This is a genomic window from Variovorax sucrosi (assembly GCF_051216635.1).
Lineage (GTDB): Bacteria > Pseudomonadota > Gammaproteobacteria > Burkholderiales > Burkholderiaceae_C > Variovorax.
Map to the genome: position 1 here is coordinate 65889 of NZ_JBPJZU010000013.1, position 24601 is coordinate 90489.

The 24601-nt window shown below is 70.3% G+C and carries 18 protein-coding genes; 10 read left to right on the forward strand and 8 right to left on the reverse strand.

Features of this window, described 5'->3' with window-relative positions; translation table 11 throughout:
- Positions 1-12 precede the first annotated feature (12 nt).
- Together ACSFBE_RS22580 and ACSFBE_RS22585 are read right to left on the reverse strand one after the other, a co-directional pair.
- Positions 13-2175 (reverse strand): TonB-dependent siderophore receptor, encoded by a 2163-nt coding sequence (locus ACSFBE_RS22580; RefSeq protein WP_435492640.1) that lies wholly within the window; start codon positions 2173-2175, stop codon positions 13-15.
- Between the two features lie 139 nt (positions 2176-2314).
- Positions 2315-2671, reverse strand: a complete 357-nt coding sequence (locus ACSFBE_RS22585; RefSeq protein ID WP_435492641.1) for a DUF2946 family protein — start codon at positions 2669-2671, stop codon at positions 2315-2317.
- Between the two features lie 292 nt (positions 2672-2963).
- On the opposite strand from ACSFBE_RS22585, the gene ACSFBE_RS22590 reads away from it, so the two are divergent.
- The 5 genes from ACSFBE_RS22590 (at position 2964) to recD (ending at position 15224) form a co-directional block, all read left to right on the forward strand.
- A complete protein-coding gene (locus ACSFBE_RS22590; protein WP_435492642.1) occupies positions 2964-4697 on the forward strand; it encodes a M30 family zinc metallopeptidase in 1734 nt (577 codons plus the stop codon).
- A gap of 104 nt (positions 4698-4801) precedes the next feature.
- Positions 4802-5983: a lipocalin family protein gene (locus tag ACSFBE_RS22595; protein WP_435492643.1), complete on the forward strand. Its 1182-nt coding sequence runs from the start codon at positions 4802-4804 to the stop codon at positions 5981-5983.
- Between the two features lie 99 nt (positions 5984-6082).
- The gene (gene recC, locus ACSFBE_RS22600) at positions 6083-9559 is read left to right on the forward strand and encodes an exodeoxyribonuclease V subunit gamma (protein WP_435492644.1); all 3477 of its coding nucleotides are present in this window, start codon (positions 6083-6085) and stop codon (positions 9557-9559) included.
- Positions 9556-13266, forward strand: a complete 3711-nt coding sequence (recB, locus tag ACSFBE_RS22605; RefSeq protein ID WP_435492645.1) for an exodeoxyribonuclease V subunit beta — start codon at positions 9556-9558, stop codon at positions 13264-13266. Before recC ends, recB begins: the two co-directional genes overlap by 4 nt.
- A complete protein-coding gene (recD, locus tag ACSFBE_RS22610; protein WP_435492646.1) occupies positions 13263-15224 on the forward strand; it encodes an exodeoxyribonuclease V subunit alpha in 1962 nt (653 codons plus the stop codon). Before recB ends, recD begins: the two co-directional genes overlap by 4 nt.
- A gap of 9 nt (positions 15225-15233) precedes the next feature.
- Here the strand turns inward: recD and ACSFBE_RS22615 are convergent, their stop codons facing one another.
- From ACSFBE_RS22615 to ACSFBE_RS22635, 5 genes are read right to left on the reverse strand one after another with little or no spacing between them, the layout of a single operon-like run.
- The gene (locus tag ACSFBE_RS22615; protein ID WP_435492647.1) at positions 15234-15758 is read right to left on the reverse strand and encodes a murein hydrolase activator EnvC family protein; all 525 of its coding nucleotides are present in this window, start codon (positions 15756-15758) and stop codon (positions 15234-15236) included.
- Positions 15759-15792: 34 nt separating this feature from the next.
- A complete protein-coding gene (locus tag ACSFBE_RS22620) occupies positions 15793-17577 on the reverse strand; it encodes an ABC transporter ATP-binding protein (protein WP_435492648.1) in 1785 nt (594 codons plus the stop codon).
- A 19-nt stretch (positions 17578-17596) separates the two neighbouring features.
- On the reverse strand, positions 17597-18073 hold the full coding sequence (locus ACSFBE_RS22625; RefSeq protein ID WP_435492649.1) for a CreA family protein: 477 nt from the start codon (positions 18071-18073) through the stop codon (positions 17597-17599).
- A gap of 8 nt (positions 18074-18081) precedes the next feature.
- On the reverse strand, positions 18082-18636 hold the full coding sequence (locus tag ACSFBE_RS22630) for an NUDIX hydrolase (protein ID WP_435492650.1): 555 nt from the start codon (positions 18634-18636) through the stop codon (positions 18082-18084).
- A 3-nt stretch (positions 18637-18639) separates the two neighbouring features.
- On the reverse strand, positions 18640-19341 hold the full coding sequence (locus tag ACSFBE_RS22635) for a fumarylacetoacetate hydrolase family protein (protein WP_435492651.1): 702 nt from the start codon (positions 19339-19341) through the stop codon (positions 18640-18642).
- A 95-nt stretch (positions 19342-19436) separates the two neighbouring features.
- Here ACSFBE_RS22635 and maiA point away from each other — a divergent pair, with 95 nt between their 5' ends.
- Positions 19437-20087 (forward strand): maleylacetoacetate isomerase, encoded by a 651-nt coding sequence (maiA, locus tag ACSFBE_RS22640; RefSeq protein ID WP_435492683.1) that lies wholly within the window; start codon positions 19437-19439, stop codon positions 20085-20087.
- Positions 20087-20833: a peptidoglycan editing factor PgeF gene (gene pgeF, locus ACSFBE_RS22645; protein WP_435492652.1), complete on the forward strand. Its 747-nt coding sequence runs from the start codon at positions 20087-20089 to the stop codon at positions 20831-20833. Before maiA ends, pgeF begins: the two co-directional genes overlap by 1 nt.
- On the opposite strand, the gene ACSFBE_RS22650 is transcribed toward pgeF, so the two are convergent.
- Positions 20756-21067 (reverse strand): hypothetical protein, encoded by a 312-nt coding sequence (locus tag ACSFBE_RS22650; RefSeq protein ID WP_435492653.1) that lies wholly within the window; start codon positions 21065-21067, stop codon positions 20756-20758. The two genes, pgeF and ACSFBE_RS22650, sit on opposite strands and share 78 nt — an antisense overlap.
- A gap of 106 nt (positions 21068-21173) precedes the next feature.
- Between ACSFBE_RS22650 and ACSFBE_RS22655 the strand changes: the two genes are divergently transcribed.
- From ACSFBE_RS22655 to ACSFBE_RS22665, 3 genes are read left to right on the forward strand one after another with little or no spacing between them, the layout of a single operon-like run.
- On the forward strand, positions 21174-22871 hold the full coding sequence (locus ACSFBE_RS22655) for a PHA/PHB synthase family protein (RefSeq protein ID WP_435492654.1): 1698 nt from the start codon (positions 21174-21176) through the stop codon (positions 22869-22871).
- A 48-nt stretch (positions 22872-22919) separates the two neighbouring features.
- Positions 22920-24098 (forward strand): acetyl-CoA C-acetyltransferase, encoded by a 1179-nt coding sequence (locus tag ACSFBE_RS22660; protein ID WP_435492655.1) that lies wholly within the window; start codon positions 22920-22922, stop codon positions 24096-24098.
- Positions 24095-24535: a PIN domain-containing protein gene (locus ACSFBE_RS22665; protein WP_435492656.1), complete on the forward strand. Its 441-nt coding sequence runs from the start codon at positions 24095-24097 to the stop codon at positions 24533-24535. The genes ACSFBE_RS22660 and ACSFBE_RS22665 overlap by 4 nt, the downstream gene beginning before the upstream one ends.
- The last annotated feature ends 66 nt before the right edge of the window (positions 24536-24601 follow it).

Sequence of the window (24601 nt, forward strand, 5' to 3'; positions counted from 1 at the left end):
GGTGGACGTTGATCAGAACTTGGCCTGCAGGCCGAGCGTCACCGAGCGGGGCGTGCCCGGCGTGACCCACAGCCGGCTGTAGGAGCTGGTGTAGTAGGTCCGGTCGAAGACGTTGTCGATGTCCAGCGTGAGGCGCAGCCGTGGGTTGATGCGCCAATAGGCCACCAGCTTGGCCGTCGTGTAGCTCGGCAGCTCGAAGGCGGGTGCGTTGGCGTTCGCCTCGGCCTGCGTGCGCGCCTGGCCCAGCCGCTGGCCCACGTGGGTCACGCCGCCCCCGATGCCGTAGCGCTGGTCGCCGGCGAACACGTCCTCGTACATCGCCAGCACGCTGCCGTTGAGCTTCGGCACATTGAGCAGGCGGCCGCCCACCTCGAGGGTGTTGTCACTGGCGATCTCCACGTCGTTGAGCACCAGGCTCGCGTTGAGACGCCAGTGCTTCGTGACCTGTCCGGCGACGTCGAACTCCAGGCCGCGGCTGCGCACCTCGCCGGTGGCGATGGAATAGCCGGTGTTGACCGGGTCGGCGGTCAGCACGTTGCGCTTGCGGATGTCGAAGAGCGCCGCGGTCGCGCCGATGCGCTTGTCCAGGCTTTCCCATTTGGTGCCGAGCTCCAGCGCGCGGCCGGTCTCGGGCTCGAAGCTGGCGGCGGCGACGTCGGAGCCGACGTTCGGCCGGAAGGAGCGTCCTGCATTCGCATAGACGGTCCATTGCGGCGTTGGCAGCCAGCTCAGGCCGATGCGCGGCGACGTGGACGACGGGTCCTGCCGGGCCGTCGTGTCGGTGCGGCGGTTGAGCAGCGACTGCCGGTAGTTTTCCATCCGAACGCCCGCGACCAGGCGCCAGTCGGGTGCGAGCTTGATCGCGTCCTGCACGTAGAACGCCGTGTTGCGTTGCTGCTCGAAGGTGTCGGTGTTGGCCGTCGGCGTGGGCGGGGTCTGGCCGTAGACCGGGTTGTAGATGTCGATGGCATAGGGCCGCGTGGTGCTGGGGTTGGCCCGCAGCATCCGAGTGTCCATGTCGAAGCGGAAGCTCTCCATGCCGAACAGCAGCTCGTGCTCGATGGCGCCGGTGCGGACGTTGCCCTGCAGCTCGGCCTGCAACGCGACGTCGTCGGAGTCGTAGTCGCGGTAGCGCCGCTGGCGCGTCAGGGTGCCGTTGGCCAGCAGGGCGCTGGCCTCCGTGGAGAAGCCGTTGATGGACGTCTCGCGGTACGACAGGCCCAGGCGGCTGCGCCAGCGCGGGCTCCACTCGTGCGACAGGATGAGCTGGTGCGTCTGGTTCTTCACCGTCACGTCGCCGTCGCCGGGCTCGCCCAGGAAGCGGCTGCGCGGAATGGCGCCCAGGCGGTTGTCGACCGCGACCACGCCGCGGTCCAGCGGGGTCGCATGGCGCAGGTATTCGCCGGCGTACTCCAGCACCGTGTCACGGCCGAGCTTCCAGGTGAAGGCGGGCGCGATCACCTCGCGTCGCGACCCGACGTGGTCGCGGAAGCCGTCGCGGTCTTCCACCGCGAGGTTGAGCCGATAGGCGAAGTCGTTGCCGATGGGCCCCGTGCTGTCGAAGGCGCCGCGGCGCAACCCCTGGCTGCCCATGTAGCCCTCGACCGAATGGCCGGCGCTCCAGAGCGGGCGCTTGGACACGATGTTCAGCGTGCCGCCGGGCTCGCTGCTGCCGTACAGCGCGGCGGCCGTGCCCTTCAGGAATTCGATGCGTTCCACGCCCGCCAGGTCGCGGGGGGCATTGAAGCCGCGGTTCGACGAGAAGCCGTTGAACAGGGTCGCCATGCCGGTGCTCTCGTTGCCGGGCAGGCCGCGGACGGCGATGTTGTCCCAAAGCCCGCCGAAGTTGTTCTGGCGCGAGACGCCGCCGACGTAGTCGAGCACGTCGTCGAGCTTGGTGGCGCCGAGGTCGTCGATGGCCTGGCGCGTGACGATGCGCACCGACTGCGGCAATTCGCGCAGCGGCAGGTCGCTCTTGGCGCCGGCCGCCTCTTCGGCGTGGTAGGCGCCCGACTCGGTGCGGCCGACGATTTCGACGGTCGAGAGTTCGGCGTCGGCCGCCTCCGCGGACGACTGGGCGTGGGCCTGCGAGCACAGGAGGCCTGCGGCGGCGAGGGCGAGTGGAGCGAGTCGGAACTCGGAGACACGGTTCCGGGTGGGATGAATGGCAATCATGGGAAGCAAGGGGGTAAGCGACGAAACCACTCGGCGCGCACCGAAGCGGCGCGGCGAGCGCAAGCACTGCGCAGCCGCCAGGGGCCCGAAGGTCCGGCAGCAGGAAGCGAGGACGGTCAGGACGCCCGCTGGCGGGGCGTCAGGTCAGTGCGAGCGGCGGGTCGCGCGCGGCGAAGCGCCAGCGCCAACCGGGGGGAACGAAGTCCGCCACCCTTCGCACGGGGGGCGGCGCAACCGCCTCGGCGGGCACGGCAAAGGCCGTGACGAGCGCCAGCGCCATGCCTTGGGCCGCATAGGCCGCACACCAGGCGCAGAGGCCATTGATTTCGGCGTGCTCGGATGGCTCGCCGTCGGTGTTGCCGATGGCACGCGCGTCCGCGGCCTGCGCCACCGCGAGTTCCTGCAGATGGCCGACCTCGTGCAGCGGCATGCCGATCGCCGCGTTGAAGAACGCGGCGATCAGCAGGAGTCGAAGCAAGAGGGTGCGCAGGGCCATGATCGGAGCGCGGATCATACGGGTGCGGCGTGACACGCTGTTTGCGAAGCGCAGGGTCGGGGAATGCCAGTCGGCGCATGCCCGCGGTCATCGACCCTCTGTGCATTTGTTCCTGAAAACGCGGCTCACCCCAGGGCCGCCGCCTGCCCGGCCTCGCTACCCCTCAAGGTTCACCGATCGCTGCCGATAGCTGGGTAACGCCACGCGGCTGGGCGACCTGCGGAACTCCGTCGTTCCGTTGTCGGGTCCCGGCGCCTCACACGTGCCGGCGTCACCGGACCAGGAACAGCCCATGCCTCGCAGAATCCCCAGCGCTTTTCTCGCCACCATCACAACCCTGGCCATGGCCGCCGTGATCACCGCCTGCGGTGGGGGCGGGGGTGGCGAGGGCGGCAGTGGTGGTGGTGGCAGCGGCAGTGGTGATGCGGTGGCCGCCTCGGCGCCACCGGTGGTGGCCACCGGCGCCGACAAGGCAACCCCGATGGTGGCCGCCTGCACCCAGTGCGGTGCGATCGACGGCAACACCTATGCCGGCAGTGGCACCGGTGTGTGGCAGGCCTCGAACGTGTCGTCGACGCCCGTTGATTTCCCCATTTCCATCGATGGCCTCAACGGCCAACTGGTGACGCTGGTCTTCACCAACGAGTCGTCGCAGGCGGTGGTGATGCCCTCGCTGCAGATCCTGTCCTCGCCGGTCGCGCTGGCCGCACCACTGAGCAAATCGGTGCTCGGCGGCAGCGATGCCGCGGCGGCGCCGACCTTCCATGCCGACATCGCCCGCTTCAACCGCGAGGGCTTCGCGAAGCTGCTGGGCACGCCGCTGGGGGCCGCGAAGCTCAGTGCCTCCTCGTCGATGGTGCCGCCGCCCGCAGCGACCTACACCGTGGGACAGCAGCGCAGCATCTACCTGCTGGACCGGTCGCAGCGCACGGTCGAACTCGCCGGTCAGCGCGCAGCCGGCGACGGTACGGTGGTCAACGTCTGGGTGGAGGCCGGCGAACTCGCGCCGTCGCGCATCGGCGGCGCGCTGGTCGACCGGGTGCGCGACGCCTTCGCCGGGGCCGGCGGCATCCACGACATGCTGGTGAAGGTGGGCGGCCCGCTGTGGGGCCCGCACGCACACGCCGAACTCCTCGCGGGCAGCGGCCAGCCGATCGACATTTTCCTGGTCAACTTCGACCACAACGGCCGGCCGTACGGCATGGGCGGCTACTTCTGGGGCCTGAACAACTTCAAGAAAGACGTGGGCCAGCTTGCCTACAGCAACGAGTCGATCGGCATGTACATGGACACCGAGACGATGTACCTGGACGGCGAGCTCGGCCTGCGCCAGATCATGACCGCGCTGGCGCACGAGGGCATGCACCTGCAGAACTTCTACCGCCGCAGCGTCAGCATGGGCCCGAGCTTCGCCTTCGACGACTGGCTCGAGGAAATGTCGGCCCTGATGATGGAAGACTGGGCCAGCAACACGCTCGACCCCCGCCACAACGCGATCCGCGACGCCCGGCTGCCGCACTACATGGGCTACCGCGGCAACGGCAGCTACAACTGCAGCCTGACCGTCTGGGACCCGATGGGCGCGTCGTGCGAAAGCTATGCGGTGGTCGGCTCCTTCGGCGGCTACCTGAACCGCCAGTTCGGCCTCGGCTTCCTCCAGGCCCTGTTGCGCAGCACCAGTGCGAGCGACTCGACGCAACTGCTGGACGCCGCCATCAAGGCCCGGCAGCCGACGTCGGGCATCGGCCAGGAACTGCGCCGCTTCTCGTCCGCCACCGCCGGGCTGGTGTCGCTGGGCGCCGGGGTGGCCGACTACAGCATGCCCGAGCGCATCGACGACGGGCTGAAGCTGGTCGGCCTGGACCCGGCGGCGCTGGGCGAATCCGGGCGGGCCTTGCCGGCCGCGGTGCCGGCCATGCTGGCGGGCTACGCGAGCTTCCCGGTGTCGCGCTTCCGCCTGTCGGGCCGCTACAGCGAAACGGTGCGTGTGCCCCCGGGCAGCACGCTGACGGTGGTGATCCGCTGATCCGCTGATCCGCTGATCCGCTGATCGGACAGCGCGCCGCGCTTGGCGGGACGCGGGGTGGATGCTAGGCTCGACGCCCATCGCATGTTCCCGAGGTTTCGCCGATGCCTGATGACTCCTCCGACCGCTCCAGCACGGGCCGGCTGCACACCCGCTCCTACCGCGAAGAGCTGCGCCGCCGCCGCGCCGCCCGGCGCTATCTCCTGCTGGGCGCGGGTGTGATGGTGCTCGTGGCGGCCTCGCTGTTCTTTGCCCTGCTGCCCGATGCGAGCAGCGAGCGCCCGGCCGTCGTGGTGGCTGCCGTCGACGACGGTCTGCCGGCGGAGCGCACCGCCGCCCTCCCGCCGCTCAGGCTGCCGGCCGACGACGCACCGCACGGTTCGGGCATGGAATGGTGGTACTACAACGGCATCCTCGACGCACCGGGCGGCGACCGCTATGCCTTCCACGTCGCTGTCTTCGTCGCCACCGGGCTGGTCAAGCACACCGCCCTGCACGCAGCGCTGACCGACCTGCAGACCGGCAAGCGCTACGCCAGCCAGACGCGCACCGGCGGCGTGCCGGCCCAGACGGTGGTCAACGGCTTCGACTTTTCGCAGGGGCGCTGGCATATCGCGGGGGCCGGGCCCTCGCACACGCTGCGAGCCGGCTCCGAGGAGATGGCGATCCAGCTCGACCTGCAGGACGCCGGGCCGGTGGTGGCGCACCGCGCCGCCGGCTCCAAGACGCCGGGCCTGCTCGACTTCGGCAAGGCCGGCATCAGCTATTACTACTCGCGTCCGCGCATCGCGGCCAAGGGCCAGATCAAGGTCGCGGGCAAGACGGTGCCGGTGAGCGGCCCGGTGTGGTTCGACCACCAGTGGGGCGAGTTCGATGCATCCACGCTCGGCTGGAACTGGTTCGCGCTGCACCTGGCAAACGGCACCGACGTGATGGTCTACCAGCTCTTCGACGGTGCGGGCCGCCCCGTCATGACGGCCGGCACGCTGTCGGACAAGCAGGGCGCGGTGCCGCTGAAGTCGGAAGACATCGAGCTCACCCCCGGCGCCCGCTGGACCAGCCCTGCCACGAAGATCCCCTATGTCGTCGAATGGCGCCTGCGCCTGCCGTCCGGCGTGTACGACGTGAAGCCCTTCTTCCCCGATGGCGAGTTCGATTCGCGCGAGACCACCGCCAACGTGTACTGGGAAGGGCCGGTGCGGGTGAGCGGCAGCGCCGAAGGGCAGGGCTTCCTCGAAATGAGCGGCTACGACCGCCTGGCGGCGACCCCGGCGAACCGCCGTTGAACGGGCCGCGAGCGCCATGGCCGCGCGCCGGCCGGCGGGCCGCGCAGCAGCGAGAATGATGCGCAGCTCCTCGCTTTTCTCCTACCCGCCGCGCAGCGCATGACCCCCGTTCCCCTTCAGCCCGGCCTCCTGGTCTTGCACGGCAACCGCGCCGAACTGCTGGGCGATGCGCTGTTCGAATGGATCCGGCGCCACCCGCTGCAGCCGCTGGAGGAAGAGGTCTTCCTGGTGCAGAGCAACGGCGTGGCCGAATGGCTCAAGATGACGCTGGCGGCCACGAGCGGCGTGTGCGCGGCCACCCGCGTCGAACTGCCGGCGCGATTTTTGTGGCGCAGCTACCGCCAGGTGCTGGGCCGCGACGCGGTGCCGGCGCGCTCCGCGCTCGACCGGCAGGCGCTCACCTGGCGGCTGATGCACCTGCTGCCCGAGGTCGCGTCGCGCCCCGGCTTCGCGCCGCTGGCCGGCTTTTTGCGCGACGGCGATATGGGGCGGCGCCTGCAATTGGCGCAACGGTTGGCTGACCTGTACGACCAGTACCAGGTCTACCGCAGCGACTGGCTCGCCGCGTGGGAAGCGGGCCGCGACGTGCTGCCGGGCGGCTCCGGCCCCGGCGAGCTGGCACTGCCCGAGGACCAGCGCTGGCAGGCCGCGCTGTGGCGCGACGTGCTGGCCGGGCTCGATGCCGACGCGCGCAGCGCCGCCCGCACCCAGCTGCACCAGCGCTTCCTCGCGACACTCATGGCGGGTGCGCCGCTGGCCGCGCCGGTCGCGCGCCGCGTGATCCTCTTCGGCATGACCCACGTGCCCATGCAGACCCTGCAGGCGCTGGCCGCGCTGTCGGCGCACACCCAGGTGCTGATGGCCATCCCCAACCCGAGCCGCTACCACTGGGCCGACATCATCGAAGGGCGCGAGCTGCTGCGCATGGAGCGTCGCCGCCAGCCCCTGCGCGGCGAACGCGATCTGGCGGCGGTGCCGCTGGAAGAGATGCATGCGCACGGCCATCCGCTGCTCGCGGCCTGGGGCCGGCAGGGCCGCGACTTCGTGCGGCAGCTCGACGCTTTCGACGACGTGGCGGTCGCACAGCAACGCTTCGGCGACAGCCAGATCGACCTGTTCGACGACGCGCCGGCCGTCACGCTGCTGCAGCAGATCCAGGCGAACATCCGCGACCTGGTGCCGCTGCACGAGCACCCCCACACGCCGATCGACGCGGACGACCGCTCGGTCGTGTTCCACATCGCGCACAGTGCGCAGCGCGAGGTCGAGATCCTGCACGACCAGCTGCTCGCGCTGCTCGCTGCGCCGCCTGGTGACGCGCCATTGCAGCCGCGCGACATCGTGGTGATGGTGCCCGACATCGCGGCCTTCGCGCCGGCCATCCGTTCGGTCTTCGGCCAGTACCCGCGCAACGACAAGCGCTTCATCCCCTTCGACATCGCGGACCTGAACGAGCGCGGCCACAACCCGCTGCTGGTCGCGCTCGAATGGCTGCTGCGCCTGCCGCAGCAGCGCTGCGGCCTCACCGAAATTCGCGACCTGCTCGACGTGCCGGCCGTGGCCGCGCGCTTCGGCATCGCGGCCGACGAGCTGCCGCTGCTGGCGCGCTGGATGGAAGGCGCGGGAGCGCGCTGGGGCCTGAACCTGGCGCACCGCTCGGCCCTCGGGCTCGATGCCTGTGGCGAGCAGAACACCTGGCGCTTCGGCCTGCAGCGCATGCTGCTCGGCTACGCGAACGGCGAGGCCGACGACGGCGCCTTCGAGGGCATCGAACCCTACGCCGAAGTCGGCGGGCTGGAGGCGGCTGTTGCCGGTGCGCTGGCCGACCTGCTGGGTGCGCTCACGGCCTGGTGGGCGCAGACGGCCGACGATGCCACGCCGGCAGGCTGGGCCGAGCGCGCGCGCGCCTTGCTCGCCGCCTTCATGGCGCCGACCGACGAGCGCGAGCGCCTGGCGCTGGCCGCGGCGCAGGAGGCGCTCGGCGCCTGGCTCGAGGCCTGCGACAGCGCCGGCTTCGACGAACCGGTGCCGCTGGCCGTGCTGCGCGAAGCCTGGCTCGAAGGCATCGACGAGCCCGGCCTGAGCCGCCGCTTCCGCGCTGGCGGCGTCACCTTCTGCACGCTGCTGCCGATGCGCGCCGTGCCCTTCGAGGTCGTCTGCCTGCTGGGCATGAACGACGGCGACTACCCGCGCAGCAGCCCGCGCAGCGACTTCGACCTGATGGGCCTGCCCGGCCAGCGCCGACCCGGCGACCGATCGCGCCGCGACGACGATCGACAGTTGATGCTCGAGGCGCTGCTGTCGGCGCGCCGCGTGCTCTATGTCAGCTGGACCGGCCGCAGCGTGCGCGACAACAGCGAGCAGCCGCCCTCGGTGTTGGTGTCGCAGCTGCGCGATTACCTGGTGGCCGGCTGGCAGGAGGACGTGGTCGAGGCGCGCACCACCGAGCATCCGCTGCAGCCCTTCAGCCGGCGCTATTTCGAGATCACCGACACTGCTGATGACATGGCGGTGCCGCTCTTCACCCACGCCCGCGAATGGCGCGGTGCGCATGAAGTCGCTGCCGAACCCGATGCGCGCGACGCGGTGTGGCCCGACGGCGCGCCAACCGCCATCGACACCGCGGTGCCGATCACGCTGTCCGCACTCACCAGTTTTCTCAAGAACCCGGTCAAGGACTTCTTCCGCCGCCAGCTCGCCGTGGTCTTCGGCGACGGCGAGGAAGTGATGGAAGACCACGAGACCTTCGCGCTCGACGGCCTCGCGCACTACGGCCTGCTCGACGAGTCGCTGGACGCGCTCGACGATGCCGGGGCGCCCGATGCCGTCGCACCGCTCGAACGCCGGATCGATGCCCAGCTCGCGCGCATCCGCCGCAGCGGCCGCCTGCCCATGGCCGAACTCGGCAAGCGCACCGAGCGCGAGCTGGCCAGTGCCTTGCGGCCGATGCTGGCGCGCTGGCGCACCTTGCACCACGACTATCCCGTCGCGGGCGTGAAGGAGCCGCTGCGCTTCGAGCACGAAGGCCTGGTGCTCGACGACTGGCTCGACGGGCTGCGGCTGGCCTCGATGGAATCCGGCGCGCCGGTGTGGCTGTCGCTGCAGGCCAGCCGCCTGGCCACCGACAAGGGCGCGCCGCGCGTCGACAAGCTGATCGGTGCGTGGATCCACGCGCTGGTCGGCAGCGCCTGCGGCGTGCCGGTGCAGGGCGTGCTCGTCGGCCGCGACGCGACGCTCACCGTGCAGGCAATGCCGGCCGACCGCGCGATGGCGACCCTGCGCGACCTGGTCGATGCCTGGCGCGAAGGCATGGGCCAGCCGTTGCCGGTGGCACCCCTCACGGCCCTCGCGTTCCTCGAAGGCGGCAAGCCCGAGACCGCCTACGAAGGCGGCATGTTCCTCGACGGCGAGGGCCGTGAGGCTTGCCTGGCGCGCGTGTTCCCCGACTTCGAGACGCTGGTGGCCGACGGCCGCTTCGAGGAGTTCGCCGAGCTTCTTTACGGACCCTTGCGCGACTGGGCGGGCACGCACGTGGCGGTCGAGATGCATGTGGCGACGGAGGAGTCGGCCGCATGAGCCAGCACCTCGATCCGCTGACGCTCCCGCTGTGGGGCAGCCGCCTCATCGAGGCCAGCGCTGGCACCGGAAAGACCTGGACCATTGCCGCGCTCTACCTGCGGCTGGTGCTGGGCCATGGCGGTGAGGCCGCGGGATACCTGCGCCCGCTGGTGCCGTCCGAAATCCTCGTGATGACCTTCACCCGCGCAGCCACGCGCGAGCTGTCGGACCGCATCCGTGCGCGCCTGCTGCAGGCTGCACGCTGCTTTCGCGGCGAAGCGGTGCCGGACGACGGTGACGCCTTCCTGCGCGACCTGATCGCCGCTTACGACGACGGCGCGCCGCGCCGGTCGGCGGCGTGGCGGCTCGCGATGGCCGCCGAGAGCATGGACGACGCGGCCGTCCACACCATCGACGCCTGGTGCCAGCGCATGCTGCGCGAGCATGCCTTCGACAGTGGCTGCCTGTTCGACGAGGAACTCACTGCCAACGAGCGCGCGATGCTCGACGAGGCCGCCCAGGACTACTGGCGCCAGCAGCTCTATCCGCTGTCGGGCGAGGTGCTCGACGCGGCGCTGTCGGTCTGGCCCGGCGTCGACGCGCTCGCCAAGGATGCGCGCGCGCTCATCGGCCAGACGCTGCCGGCGGATGCCGGGCAGGGCGCGTTGGGCGCACTGATCGGCGAAACACTGGCCGAGCGCCATACGCAACTCGCATCGCTCAAGGTCGGCTGGGCGCAGCGTGCGCAGGCGATGCAGGGCTGGATCGACGCGCAGATGGCGCGCAAGCCGTGCCCCTTCGACGGCCGCCGCATGGCGCCGAAGAACTACACGGGTTGGTTGAACGCGCTGGCCGCGTGGGCCGACGACCCGCACGCGGACATGCCCGAGCTCAAGACCGGCCGCACCCGCTTCACGCCCGAGGGCATGCAGGGTGCGCTCAAGGCCGGTGCCGGCATCGACCTGCCCGAAGACTTCGCCGCCTTCGAGCGATTGATGGTCGCCCTCGACGCGCTGCAACCCATCGGCCCGGCGCTGCGCCTGCACGCCGCCGCGCAGATCGCGCAGCGGCTGGCCGAGCTCAAGCGCCAGTCGGGCAGCTTCGGCTTCGCCGACATGCTGCAACGCCTGGACGATGCGCTCGACCCCGCGCGCAACGGCGAGGCCGCGCTGCGGCTGCGCGCGCGCATGCTGGCGCAGTACCCGGTGGCGCTCATCGACGAGTTCCAGGACACCTCGCCGGTGCAGTCGCGCATCTTCGACCGGCTCTACCGCATCGCGGCGAACGAGCCGTCGAGCGGGCTGCTGCTGATCGGCGACCCGAAGCAGTCGATCTACGGCTTCCGCGGCGCGGACATCCACAGCTACCTGCAGGCACGCCGTGCCACCGAGGGCCGGCACTACATGCTGGGCACTAACCACCGCTCGACCGCGTCGGTGGTGGCCGCCGTGAACCATCTGCTGGCGCACCCGGAGCGGCGCGGTGGCGAAGGTGCCTTCATGTACCGCTGTGGCGCCGGCAACGACCCCTTGCCCTTCGCGCCGGTCGAAGCTCGGGGGCGGAAAGAGGCCTTCGTCAGCGCGGCCGGTGCCGAACCGGGGGTCACGCTCGCGCTCGACGCCACGCTGCTCAATGCCGAGACGAGTCGGCGCCATTTCGCGGCGCGCTGTGCCGAGGGCATCGTCGTGCTGCTGAACGATCCGGAAGCCGGCTTCGTGGAGGCGGGCAAGCCTTTCATGCGCCTGCGCCCGGCCGACATCGCCGTGCTGGTACGCACCGGCAAGGAAGCCGCTGCCGTGCAACGCGAACTGCGCCGCCGCCGGGTCGCCTCGGTTTACCTCTCCGACAAGGATTCGGTCTTCGCCAGCCCCGAGGCGCAAGACCTGCTGCACTGGCTGCGCGCCGTCGCCGAGCCGCTCGACGTGCGCCTGGCCCGTGCGGCCTTCGCGACGCGCACCGTCGGCCTGTCGATTGACGAACTGCGTGTGCTCGCGCGCGACGACGAAGCCTTCGATGCGCGCAGCGAGCAGTTGCGCCAGCTGCACGGCATCTGGCAGCAGCAGGGCGTGCTGACCATGCTGCGCCGCACGCTGCACGGGCTGCAACTGCCGGCCCGCTGGATCGGCAGCGCGGCCGATGGCGAACGCCGCCTCACCAACTTCCTGCACCTGGCCGAGCTGCTGCAGGCGGCCAGCGGCCAGCTCGACGGCGAGCAGGCGCTGGTGCGCTGGCTGGCCGACCAGCTGCGCGGCGATGCGGCCGGCGGCGAAGAGCAGATCGTGCGACTGGAAAGCGACGCCGACCTGGTGAAGGTGGTGACGGTGCACAAGTCCAAGGGCCTCGAATACCCGCTGGTCTTCCTGCCTTTCGCCAGCGGCTTCCGCGGCGTGAAGAAGGCCGGCACCTCGCACCTGAACCTGGCCGACGACGAAGGCGAACGCACGCTGCATCTGCACCTGAGCGACGCGCACATCGCCGAGGCCGACAAGGAGCGCCAGCGCGAGGACCTGCGCCTGCTGTATGTCGCGCTCACGCGGGCCCGGCATGCCGTGTGGGTCGGCCTGGCCGCCCTGAAGGAAGGCAACGCCAATGCACCGACCCTGCACCGCAGCGCCATCGGCTACGTGCTCGGCGGCACCGAGGAGGTGCTGCCCGAGCAGTTGATGACTCGCATCCAGGACGTGGTGCAGCCCTGTACCGACATCGCGCTGGTGCCGGCCGAGGATATGGCCGGCCTCGGCACCACGCCCCTGCTACCGCGCGGCGAGCCGGCGGCGCTGCGCGAGGTGCCGAAGTACGACGCGGATTTCGACCGGCGCTGGTCCATCGGCAGTTTCTCGGCGCTGGTGCGCACGCTGTCGGCCGTATCACCCATCTCGGGCGTGCTGGCGTCGAGCGTGGCCGCGGTGCGCAACGACGAGCCGGGCGATGTGGCCGAGGGCGACACGGCTGCGAGCCCGTCGCGCGCGGCGGCCGCAACGGTCGCGGCCATCGACGCACCCTGGCATCGCTTCCCGCGCGGCGCCTTTGCCGGCAACTTCCTGCACGACCAACTCGAATGGCTGGCGACCGAAGGCTTCGACCTCGCGGCCTCGCCCGAGCGCCAGCAACAGCTGCTGCGCCGCTGCGAGCGGCAGGGCTGGGCAGAGCGCGCGCCCGACGTCTTGGCCTGGCTGCTGCGCGTGCTGCAGTCGCCGCTGCCGCCGGTCGGTGCCGCGCTCGACGCGTTGACGGTCACCGTGCCCGAGATGGAGTTCTGGCTGCCCGCGCAGAGTCTGGCCGCCACGCAGATCGATGCCCTGTGCCGCCAGCACCTGCTGGGCGGCCGCGACCGCCCGGCGCTGCCGGAGCGCGAGCTGCACGGCATGCTGATGGGCTTCGCGGACATCGTGTTCGAGCACGGCGGGCGCTACTGGGTGCTCGACCACAAGTCGAATCACCTGGGCGACGGCGATGCGGACTACGGCCGCGACGCGCTCGAAGGCGCGATGGCCGCGCACCGCTACGACGTGCAGTCCGCCATCTACCTGCTCGCCCTGCATCGCCTGCTGCGCAGCCGCCTCGGCGCTGGCTACGACCCGGCGGTGCAGCTCGGCGGCGCGGTGTTCCTGTTCCTGCGCGGCATCGACGGGCCGGACCATGGGTGCTACCACGTGCCACCGGTGCTGCCGCTGCTCGATGCGCTCGACCGCCTGCTGGGCGCCACCGCGGAGGCCGGCACATGACTCCCGCATCGCTGCTGACCGTGCTGCGCCAGTGGGCCGAGTCCGGCTGGTTGCGCCGCCTCGATGCCGCATTCGCCGGTTTCCTGCATGAGCTCGATCCCGACACGTCTGCCGAACTCTTGATGGCCGGCGCGCTGGTCGCGCACATGGAAGGCCGCGGCCACGCCTGCCTGCTGCTCGACGAACTGCTGGACGACACCGACGCGCTGCTGGGCTGGCTGGCCGATGCGCAGGCGGCGCTGCATGCGGCGATGGCGTCGCTGCACACCGAGCCCGCTGCATGGTCCGAGGCTTTGCAAGCGAGCTCGCTGGTGGGCACGGGCGATGCATCCGGAAGCGCGCCGCTGGTGCTGCACGAGGGCCGCCTCTACCTGCGCCGCTACTGGGACTACGAACGGCGCGTCGCGGCTGAGGTGCTGCAGCGCGGCGCCACGCCGCTGCCGGTCGACACGGCGGCGGTGCGCCGGCAACTCGACCTGCTGTTTCCCGTTGCGGCCAAAGCCGAGGAGTCCGCATCGGCCCTCGATTGGCAGAAGGCCGCTTGCGGTCTCGCGCTGCGCGGCCGCTTCTCGATCATCACGGGCGGTCCCGGCACCGGCAAGACCTACACCGCCGCGCGCCTGCTCGCCTTGCTCTTCGCGATGGACGCCAGCCCCGAGCGCCTGCGCGTGATGCTGGCCGCGCCCACCGGCAAGGCGGCCGCGCGGCTCAAGCAGTCGATCGACGCGGCGCTCGATGCGTTGAACGTGCAGGTCGGCGACCGGTTGCCGCTCGACGAACTCGCCTCGCACATCCAGCCCGCCCGCACGCTGCATTCGCTGCTCGGCGCGCGGCCCGACACGCGGCGCTTCCGCTTCGATGCGGCCCATCCGCTGGAGGTCGACGTGCTGATCGTCGACGAGGCCTCGATGATCCACCTGGAGATGATGGCCGCGCTGCTCGAGGCGCTGCCGCCAACGGCCCGCGTGATCTTCCTGGGCGACAAGGACCAGCTCGCCTCGGTCGAGGCCGGCGCGGTGCTGGGCGACCTGTGCCGCGATGCCGAGTCCGGGCGTTACCAGCCGCAGACGCTCGCCTACCTCGAAGCCGTCACCGGCCAGCGCGTGCCCGAAGCCTTTGCCGGCGACGGCCCGCCGCTGGCGCAGCAGACCGTCATGCTGCGCCAGAGCCATCGCTTCGGCGGGCCGATCGGGCAGCTCGCGGCCGCCGTGAACCAGGGCGATGCGACATCGGCGGTGACGCTGCTGCATGCCGACCGGGGCGGCGCACTGGCCTGGCTCGATGCGCCATCGCCCGTCGACGTCGTCGCGCTCGCGCTGCGGGGCCGCCCTGGCGCGCCGGGCGGCTTCGACGGCTACCTGGCGGCGCTGCATGCGCGGCCGGCGCCCGGCGATGCGCAGGCCCATGCCGACTGGGTCCTGGCCGTGCTCACTGCCTTCGAGCGCTTCCGCCTGCTCTGCGCGGTGCGCCAGGGCGAGTGGGGCGCCGAAGGCTTGAACGCCGCCATCGAGCGCGCGATGGTGGCCGAGGGGTCGCTCGTCAAGCGTGGCGCCTGGTATGAAGGCCGGCCGGTGATGATCACCCGCAACGATGCGGCGGTCGGCGTCTTCAACGGCGACATCGGCATCACGCTGCCGCCGGCCATGCCCAACGCGCCGCTGCGCGCCTACTTCCTCGATGGCAACACTGCGCGCTCGGTCGGCGTGAGCCGGCTGGCCTCGGTCGAAACGGCCTTCGCGATGACGGTGCACAAGTCGCAAGGCAGCGAGTTCGAGCACACGGTGCTGGTGCTGCCGCGCGACGGCGGCCGGGTGCTGACGCGCGAGCTGGTCTACACCGGCATCACGCGGGCCCGCAGCGCCTTCACGCTCGTCACGCCGCGGGCACCCGCCTTCGCGCAAGCGCTGGCCCAGCGCACCCACCGGGCCAGCGGCCTGCTGTCCTTGCTGGGCCGCTGAACGCGGGGATCACCTCAGCTTGCCGCTGAGGTAGGGCTCGGGGTCGACCGCGTTGCCGTCCTTGCGCAGCTCGAAGTGCAGCTTCACGCGGTCGGCTTCGGTCTTGCCCATCTCGGCGATCTTCTGGCCCTGGCGGACGATGTCGTTCTCCTTCACCAGCAGCGCCTGGTTGTGGGCATAGGCGGTGATGAAGGTCTCGTTGTGCTTGACGATGACCATGCTGCCGTAGCCGCGCAGCTGGCTGCCGGCGTAGACCACCCGGCCGTCGGCCGCGGCCAGCACCGGATCGCCGGCGCTGCCGGCGATGTCGAGGCCCTTGTTGGACTTGCCGTTGAAGCGCGACAGCGTCGTGCCGGCGGCCGGCCGGATGAACAGGGGCTTGGCCTGCGGCGCGGCGCCGGACTTGCCCGTGCCGCTACCGGTGCTCGGGGCGGTGCTCGGGCCGGTGCTGCTGCAGGCCAGGAGGCCGGCGGTCGCGATCGCGGCGAGGCCGGCGCGCAGGGCCTGGGACAGGAGGGGTGTGAAACGGTGCATGCGGTCGTGGATGAAGGTGGCGAGGGGCCGTGCGTCACTGGGGCTGCACCATCCGCTGCAGCAGCGGCTGGCGCGCGAGCACGGCGTTGCGGGGGCCGGCATCGAGCACCCGGCCGGCTTCCATCAGCACGACCGTGTCGAAACGGTCGAGCAGGCTCAGGCGGTGGATCGAGGCCATCACGCAGGCGTCGGGAAAGGCGGCCGCGATGCGTTCGAGCACGCGGGCTTCGGTGCCGGCGTCGAGCGCGCTGGTCGGCTCGTCGAGCAGCAGCAGCGAGCTGCCCCGGGCGGCGAGCACGCCGCGCGCCAGGCACAGGCGCTGGCGCTGGCCGCCCGAAAGGTTGAAGCCGCGCTCCGACAGCGGCGAGTCGAGGCTGCTGTGGTTGGCCTCGAGCACTTCGTCGAAGGCGCTGGCGTGCAGCGCGGCATGGATGGCTTCGTCGCTGAAGGGCCGACCGAAGCCGAGGTTCTCGCGCACGCTGGCCTCGAAGACCTCGGTTTCCTGCGGGATCAGCGTCGCCAGCTGGCGCAGGCGGGCCCACTCCGCCGCTTGGCCATCGAAGCGCAGCGTGCCGCCCTGCGACGCGTGGAGGCCGGCCAGCAGCCGCAGCAGCGTGCTCTTGCCGCCGCCGCTCGGGCCGACCAGCGCAATGCGCTGGCCCCGCCGCAGCGTCAGCGCCACGTCGTGCAGGCCGCTGGGCCCCGCGCCACCCGCCGCGGCCTCGGTGCTCTGGGCGTAGTTCCAGCGCACGCCCTGGATGGCGAGTTCCGACCAGTCGGCGGCCGTGTCGATGCGTTCGTGCGCGGGCACTTCTTCGGGCGGCGTCGTCAGCGCCGGGCCGGTGGGGGCCGCCCAGATCGGCGCGGCACTGCTGTAGTCGGTGTGCATGCGGGCGAAGAACTGGAAATTGGCCGCCATCGACGACACCACGCCGGCGGTCTGCTGGGCGTACTGGTAGATCATGAAGACCGAGCCGAGCATGACCGCCTGGCCGGGTGTGCGCGACTGCCACACATACATCACGACCAGGCCCCAGGTCAGCAGCAGGCCGAGCATGTCGACCGCGAACCACTTGGCTTCGTTCAGCACCACGGTCTGCTTGAAGGGCACCGAGATCGCGGCCATCCGCTTGCGCAGCAGCAGGCGCGAGGCGCCCTGCAGCCGCAGGCCGATGACGGTCGAGGCATTGCCGACGAAGTCGAGCAGCGCGGCGACATAGCGGCGGTCGGCGTCGTTCTCGACCCGGGCCAGCCGCATCAGCGCGCGGTCGATGCGCAGGATGATGAGGCCGATGAGCACGTAGCCGGCCAGCGCCGTCATGCCGCTGGCCCGCGACAGCAGCGTCAGCGCCACCAGCGGGCCGACGATGTTCACCGCGTTGGTCAGCCAGATGAACTGGTTCTGGGTGAAGTCCGACAGGGCCCGGCTGGCCTGGTGCACCCGGTGCTGCAGCTCGCCGGAATGGTGGCCGTCGTGCCACACCAGCGGCGCGGCGGCGAGCCGGGCATAGAGCTGGTCGGCCAGCGACTCGCGTACCCGTGCGCCGACGTTGCGCTCGAGGATGCGGCCGGGCCCGTGCAGCAGCCACGAGAGCAGGTAGATGCCGGTCAGCGTTGCGATCCAGCGGCCGGCGCCGCGCAGGTCGCCACGCTGCAGCGCGTTGATCGCCTGGCCGGCCAGGTAGGGGAGCGTGAGCTTGATGAGCTGCGATGCAGTGAGCATCGCGGTCGCGCCCAGGAACTGTCCGCGCACGCCCTCGGCAAAGCGCCACAGCGCCGCATAGAGTTCGCGGATCGCGTTGCCTGGTGCGGCGGTCATCCGTGGAAAGCCACTTTCTTCACTTGGCAGGAATCGGCGTGGCCCGGTCGACCGGGACCGCGGTCACGCTGTTCTGCGGCGAGCCTTCGATCAGGCGGTCGGAATAGCTCAGGTAGATCAGCGTGTTGCGCTTGACATCGACCATGCGCACCACCCGCAGGCGCTTGAACATGATCGACTGGCGCTCGCTGAAGATCTCGTCGCGCTTCTTGAGCGGCTCGACGAAGCTCACCGGGCCGACCTGCCGGCAGGCGATCGACGCTTCGGCCTTGTCCTCGGCCAGGCCCAGCGCGCCTGAGACGCCGCCGGTCTTGGCGCGCGAGACATAGCAGGTCACGCCGTTGACCTTCGGGTCGTCGTAGGCTTCGACGACGATCTTGTGGTCGGGGCCGATCAGCTTGAAGACGGTGTCGACTTCGCCGACCTGTTCGGCCGCGGCGGCGCTGGCGGCCAGCGCGCCGAGAAGGAGGAGGGCGAGGGAAGGGCGTTGCTTCATGCGGGCTTTCAAACGATGTCCAGCGTGTGGACGCGGTCGAAGCTGCCGCGCCGGCGGTCTTCGAAGTAGCAGCGCAGCGTTTCGCGCACCGTGCGGAAGGCGATCTCGTCCCAGGGAATCTCTTCCTCGGTGAACAGCTTCGCCTCGATCGTCTCGTGGCCGGGGGCGAACACGTCGTCGAGCAGGCGGGCGCGGTAGAAGATGTGGACTTGGCCCACGCGCACCACGCTCATCACCGAGAACAGGCCTTCCATCTCGAAATGGGCGCCGGCTTCTTCGTCGGTCTCGCGCGCCGCCCCTTGCGACACGCTCTCGTTGAGCTCCATGAAGCCGGCCGGCAGCGTCCACTTGCCCCAGCGCGGCTCGATGTTGCGCTTGCACAGCAGCACCCGGTCGCCCAGCACCGGGATGGTCCCCACCACGTTGGTCGGGTTCTCGTAGTGGATCGTGTGGCAGGCCGGGCACACCGCGCGCTCGCGCGTGTCGCCGTCGTCCGGCAGGCGGTACACCACGGCGGCGCCGCAGTTCTTGCAGTGCTTGATGGGCAGGTGGACGACGGACATCGACTACGCGATCTTCACGGTCAGGGTCGGCAGGCCGGCCACGGTGCCGACCAGCGTATCGCCCGCCACCACCGCCGCCACGCCCTCGGGCGTGCCGGTGAAGATCAGGTCGCCGGGCTGCAGCTCCCAGGCGGCCGACAGATGTTCGATGGTTTCGCCGATGTTCCAGATCAGCTTGCCGACCGTGCTGCGTTGGCGGTCTTCGCCGTTGACCTTCAGCGCGATCTCGGCGTTGGGCGCGTCGCCGGCGGCGGCCACCGGCACGATCGGGCCGATGGGTGCGCTCTGCTCGAAACCCTTGCCGATGTCCCAGGGCCGGCCCTGCTTCTTCATCTCGTTCTGCAGGTCGCGGCGTGTCATGTCCAGGCCCACCGCATAGCCGTAGATGTGCTTGTGCGCATCGGCCGCGGCGATGTTCTTGCCGCCGGTGCCGATGGCCACCACCAGCTCGATCTCGTGGTGCAGGTTCTTGGTGAGCGTCGGGTAGGCCATGCTGCCGGTCTGGCCGGCGTCGACCACCACCAGCGCATCGACCGGCTTCATGAAGAAGAAGGGCGGCTCGCGGCCGGTGAAGCCCATTTCCTTGGCATGGTCCTCGTAGTTGCGGCCCACGCAGTAGATGCGGTGCACGGGGAAGCGGGCAGGCTGGCCGACCACGGGGATGCTGACCACGGCCGGCGCAGGGAAAACGTACTCGGAAGCCATTGCTTGTTCGTCCTGGTGAATGCGGGAAAACGGCAGTTTGCCAGAGCCGGCGGGAGGGGGTGGCGAGGCGGCGCTGCGGCTATGCTCGACGCATGATGAAGCTGCACAACTACTTCCGCTCGTCCGCCTCGTTCCGCGTGCGCATCGCGCTCAACATCAAGGGGCTGGCCTACGACTACGTGCCGGTGCACATTGCCCGCGGCGAGCACCACCAGCCGCCGTTTTCGGACATCGCGCCCGAGCAACTGGTGCCGCTGCTGGAAGAAGACGAATCGTCCGGCGGCGAGCGCATCTCGCAGTCGATGGCGATCATCGAGTACCTCGACGAGATCAACCCCGAGCCACCGCTGCTCCCGCACGACCCGGTGGGCCGGGCGCGCGTGCGGGCGCTGTCGCAGATCGTCGCGTGCGAGATCCACCCGATCAACAACCTGCGCGTGCTGAAGTACCTGGTCAAGGAACTCAAGCTCGACGAAGCCGCCAAGAACAGCTGGTACCGCCACTGGGTGCGCGAAGGGCTGGAGGCCTTCGAACGGCAACTGGCGGAGCAGCCCGCGGGCATCTACTGTTATGGCAACACGCTCACCATGGCCGACTGCTGCCTGGTGCCGCAAATCTTCAACGCCCAGCGCTTCGATTGCGACCTGAGCGGCCTGCCGCGCACCATGGCGGCCTACGACGCGGCCATGCAGACCGATGCGGTGCAGCGCGCGCAACCGGCCCGTTGCCCGGACGCCGAGTCCTGATGCACGACTGGCTTGTGCCGAACTGGCCGGCGCCTGCAGGGGTTCGCGCCGTGTGCACCACGCGGGCGGCTGGGGTGTCGCAAGGCGCGTTCGGTGGTCTGAACCTTGGCGGACATGTGGGCGACGACCCGGCGTTCGTCGCCGCCAACCGCGCGCAGTTGCAGGCAGCCATTGGCGTGCGGCCGGTGTTCCTGCAACAGGTGCATGGCACCGACGTGCTGCCGATCGATGCGACCACGCCCGATGGCGCCACGGCCGATGCCTGCACCGCGGTCGAAGCGGGTATCGCCTGCACGATCATGGTCGCCGACTGCCTGCCGGTGCTTTTCACCGACCGCGAAGGCCGGCGCGTCGCTGCGGCGCATGCCGGGTGGCGCGGGCTGGCGGCCGGCGTGCTGGAGCGCACTGCGGCCGTTTTCGGCGACACGCAGCCAATGGCCTGGCTCGGCCCCTGCATCGGGCCCCATGCCTTCGAGGTGGGCGACGAGGTCCGGGCGACGTTCGTGGCGCAGTCCGCGGACGCCGCAGCCTGCTTCCGGCCCGGCCCGGCGCCGGGCAAGTGGTGGTCCGACCTGCCGGCGCTGGCGCGTCAGCGGCTGCGTGCGGCGGGCGTCGAGGCGGTGTACGGCAACGACGGCAGCGATGCCTGGTGCACCGTGCGCAACCCGTTACGTTTTTTCTCGCACCGGCGCGATGGGGTCAGCGGGCCCACCGGCCGGTTCGCCGTTGCCATCTGGCGGCGTTGAATGGGGAGCTGCCGCAGCGGCCCGGCGCGCTTCTTCCTGCGCGGCCGCCTCGCGTTCCTTCAGCACACGCCGACGCGCCGGCGTGTTCAACAGGTAAACCACCAATGCGAGCGGCAGCACGCCATAGAGTAGAAAGGTGAAGATCGCGCCCAGCACCGTGCCGTTCGAATTCGTGGCTTCGGCCACGGCCATCATCAGGGTCACATAGAGCCAGGCGATGATGACGATGTACATGGGATGCGCGCGAAGAGGTTGGAAGTCGATGGCCGCCGCAGGGGCGGTCGTATGAATGCAGGATACTCAAGTCGAACGCAGCCCAGGCGAGGAGCCAGGAGACACCATGAAGCAGCAAGCCCCATCCGCAGACGCCTTCGGCGCGTTCCAACAGACGCTCACGCAGGGCTGGCAGAAGGCGCTGGCGTCGTTTCAGTCCATGGCCCCCCAGGGCGCCGCGCCTCAGATGCCGCAACTTTCGTTCGCGGCCGACAAGCTCAAGGCCATCCAGGAACAGTACGTCGCCGAGGCCGGCGAGCTCTGGCGCCAGGGCTTTGCCGCTACACCGGCCGGCGACCGGCGCTTTTCCAATGAGGCGTGGACCGACAACCCGCTGTCGGCCTTCGCCGCGGCGGTGTATCTGCTCAACGCGCGCACGCTGCTCGGCATGGCCGACGCGGTCGACACCGACGCCAAGAGCCGTGCCCGGCTGCGTTTCGCCATCGAGCAGTGGCTGGCGGCGTCGTCGCCCAGCAACTCGCTCGCCTTCAATGCCGAGGCGCAGCGCAAGGCGCTGGTCAGTCAGGGCGAGAGCATTGCCAAGGGCATCCAGAACCTGGTGCACGACGTCCGCCAGGGCCACCTGAGCATGACCGACGAGAGCGCCTTCGAGGTCGGCCGCAACGTCGCGACCACGGAAGGCGCGGTGGTGTTCGAGAACGAACTGTTCCAACTGCTCGAGTACAAGCCACTGACCGCCAAGGTGTACGAGCGGCCCTTCCTGCTGGTGCCGCCCTGCATCAACAAGTTCTACATCCTCGACCTGCAGCCCGAAAATTCGCTGATCCGCTATGCGGTGGAGCAGGGCCACCGCGTGTTCGTGGTGAGCTGGCGCAACCCCGACGAGTCGATGCGCGAATTCACCTGGGACCGCTACATCGAGGACGCCGCCATCAAGGCCATCCACGTAGTGCAGGAAATCGGCGGCACCGACCGGATCAACGCACTGGGCTTCTGCGTCGGCGGCACCATCCTCGGCACCGCGCTGGCCGTGCTGGCCGCGCGCGGCGAGACGCCGGCCGCCTCGGTCACGCTGCTGACCACGCTGCTGGACTTCACCGACACCGGCATCCTCGACATCTTCATCGACGAGGCGATGGTGCAGTTCCGCGAGATGCAGATGGGCAAGGGCGGCCTGCTGCCGGGCATGGACCTGTCGTCGACCTTCAGCTTCCTGCGGCCGAACGATCTGGTGTGGAACTACGTGGTGGGCAACTACCTCAAGGGCGAGACGCCGCCACCTTTCGACCTGCTCTACTGGAACTGCGACGCCACCAACCTGCCGGGCCCGTTCTACGCCTGGTACCTGCGCAACACCTACCTCGAGAACAAGCTGGCGGTCCCGAACGCGCTGACGGTGTGCGGCGAGAAGATCGACCTCGGCCGCATCGACATCCCGGCCTACGTCTACGGCTCGCGCGAAGACCACATCGTGCCGATCGGCGGTGCCTATGCGTCGACCCAGTTGCTGAGCGGCAAGAAGCGCTTCGTGATGGGCGCGTCGGGCCACATCGCCGGCGTGATCAACCCGCCCGCGAAGAAGAAGCGCAGCCACTGGATCCGTGCCGACGGCAAGCTGCCGGCCACGCAGGCCGAATGGCTGGCCGGTGCCGTCGAGCATCCGGGCAGCTGGTGGACCGACTGGTCGCAGTGGCTCAAGCCACTCGGCGGCAAGCAGATCGCCGCACCCAAGGCGTATGGCAAGGGTCGCGCCTACCAGGCGAGCGAGCCCGCGCCGGGCAGCTACGTCAAGGCGAAGGCCTGACCGGGCACATCCGAAGAATCCTCACTCAATCACGCAACGGAGAACTCCATGGAAGACATCGTCATCGTTTCCGCCACGCGCACGGCCGTCGGCAAGTTCGGCGGCTCGCTCGCCGGCATTCCCGCCACCGAGCTCGGCGCCCTCGTGATCAAGGAAGCGCTGGCGCGCGCCAAGCTGTCGCCTGAGCAGATCGGCGAAGCCATCATGGGCCAGGTGCTGGCCGCGGGCGTCGGCCAGAATCCGGCCCGCCAGGCTTGGCTCAAGAGCGGCGGCGCGAAGGAAACGCCGGCGCTCACCATCAACGCGGTGTGCGGCTCGGGCCTGAAGGCCGTGATGCTGGCCGCGCAGTCCATCGCCACCGGCGACAGCGAGATCGTGGTCGCCGGCGGCCAGGAGAGCATGAGCCTGGCGCCGCACGTGCTGCCCAATTCGCGCAACGGCCAGCGCATGGGCGACTGGAAGCTGGTCGACACCATGATCGTCGACGGCCTGTGGGACGTGTACAACCAGTACCACATGGGCATCACGGCCGAGAACGTCGCCAAGAAGTACGAGATCAGCCGCGACGCGCAGGACGAGCTCGCGCTGGGCAGCCAGACCAAGGCGGCCGCCGCGCAGGACGCTGGCAGGTTCAAGGACGAAATCACCGCCGTCACCATCCCGCAGAAGAAGGGCGACCCGGTCGTCTTCGACCAGGACGAGTTCATCAACCGCAAGTCGACCGCCGAAGTGCTGGCGGCTCTGCGCCCCGCCTTCGACAAGGCCGGCGGCGTGACGGCCGGCAATGCCTCGGGCCTGAACGACGGCGCCGCCGCCGTGGTCGTGATGTCGGCCAAGAAGGCCGCGGCCCTGGGCCTCACGCCGCTCGGCCGCATCGCCAGCTTCGCCACCGTCGGCCTCGATCCGGCCATCATGGGCATGGGCCCGGTGGGCGCGTCGACCAAGGCGCTGCAGCGCGCCGGCTGGAAGGCCGCCGACCTCGATCTGCTCGAGATCAACGAGGCCTTCGCGGCCCAGGCCTGCGCGGTGAACCGCGAGATGGGCTGGGACGTGAGCAAGGTCAACGTGAACGGCGGCGCCATCGCCATCGGCCACCCGATCGGTGCGTCGGGCTGCCGCATCCTGGTGACGCTGCTGCACGAGATGCAGCGCCGCGACGCCAAGAAGGGCATCGCCTCGCTGTGCATCGGCGGCGGCATGGGCGTGGCATTGACGATCGAGCGTTGAGCGCGGCGCCGGCGGGGGGCGCGAGCCCCATCGTCATCGACACCAACATCGTCCTCGACCTGCTGGTGTTCGACGACCCGCGCTGGGCGCTGCTGCGCACGGCGCTCGCTGCCGGCGAGTTGCGCTGGCTGGCGACCGCGGCCATGCGCGACGAACTGCTGCGCGTACTGGGCTACCCGCTGATCGCCCAGCGCCTGCTGAAGGACGCGCGCGAGCCGGCCCATGTCGCTGCGGCCTTCGATGCGCAAGTGCAGACGGTGGGCGGCGTGCCGCTGCGGGCCCGATTCGTCTGCAAGGACCCGGACGACCAGATCTTCATCGACCTGGCCGTGGCCCACCGGGCCCGGCTGCTGAGCAAGGACCGCGCGGTGCTGTCGATGCGCAAGCGCCTGGCGACCCTCGGCGTCGAGGTTGCCCCGATGTTCCCGGGCGACTGAAGCCGCGGGGCGGAGGCTGGCGGCCTGCGCCAAGAACAGCGCCGTCCTACTTGGCCGCGGCGCCCG

Coding starts and splice junctions, on each gene's coding strand:
- ACSFBE_RS22580 (WP_435492640.1), bottom strand. CDS start 2,175: ATGATTGCCATTCATCCCACCCGGAACCGTGTCTCCGAGTTCCGACTC.
- ACSFBE_RS22585 (WP_435492641.1), bottom strand. CDS start 2,671: ATGGCCCTGCGCACCCTCTTGCTTCGACTCCTGCTGATCGCCGCGTTC.
- ACSFBE_RS22590 (WP_435492642.1), top strand. CDS start 2,964: ATGCCTCGCAGAATCCCCAGCGCTTTTCTCGCCACCATCACAACCCTG.
- ACSFBE_RS22595 (WP_435492643.1), top strand. CDS start 4,802: ATGCCTGATGACTCCTCCGACCGCTCCAGCACGGGCCGGCTGCACACC.
- recC (WP_435492644.1), top strand. CDS start 6,083: ATGACCCCCGTTCCCCTTCAGCCCGGCCTCCTGGTCTTGCACGGCAAC.
- recB (WP_435492645.1), top strand. CDS start 9,556: ATGAGCCAGCACCTCGATCCGCTGACGCTCCCGCTGTGGGGCAGCCGC.
- recD (WP_435492646.1), top strand. CDS start 13,263: ATGACTCCCGCATCGCTGCTGACCGTGCTGCGCCAGTGGGCCGAGTCC.
- ACSFBE_RS22615 (WP_435492647.1), bottom strand. CDS start 15,758: ATGCACCGTTTCACACCCCTCCTGTCCCAGGCCCTGCGCGCCGGCCTC.
- ACSFBE_RS22620 (WP_435492648.1), bottom strand. CDS start 17,577: ATGACCGCCGCACCAGGCAACGCGATCCGCGAACTCTATGCGGCGCTG.
- ACSFBE_RS22625 (WP_435492649.1), bottom strand. CDS start 18,073: ATGAAGCAACGCCCTTCCCTCGCCCTCCTCCTTCTCGGCGCGCTGGCC.
- ACSFBE_RS22630 (WP_435492650.1), bottom strand. CDS start 18,636: ATGTCCGTCGTCCACCTGCCCATCAAGCACTGCAAGAACTGCGGCGCC.
- ACSFBE_RS22635 (WP_435492651.1), bottom strand. CDS start 19,341: ATGGCTTCCGAGTACGTTTTCCCTGCGCCGGCCGTGGTCAGCATCCCC.
- maiA (WP_435492683.1), top strand. CDS start 19,437: ATGAAGCTGCACAACTACTTCCGCTCGTCCGCCTCGTTCCGCGTGCGC.
- pgeF (WP_435492652.1), top strand. CDS start 20,087: ATGCACGACTGGCTTGTGCCGAACTGGCCGGCGCCTGCAGGGGTTCGC.
- ACSFBE_RS22650 (WP_435492653.1), bottom strand. CDS start 21,067: ATGTACATCGTCATCATCGCCTGGCTCTATGTGACCCTGATGATGGCC.
- ACSFBE_RS22655 (WP_435492654.1), top strand. CDS start 21,174: ATGAAGCAGCAAGCCCCATCCGCAGACGCCTTCGGCGCGTTCCAACAG.
- ACSFBE_RS22660 (WP_435492655.1), top strand. CDS start 22,920: ATGGAAGACATCGTCATCGTTTCCGCCACGCGCACGGCCGTCGGCAAG.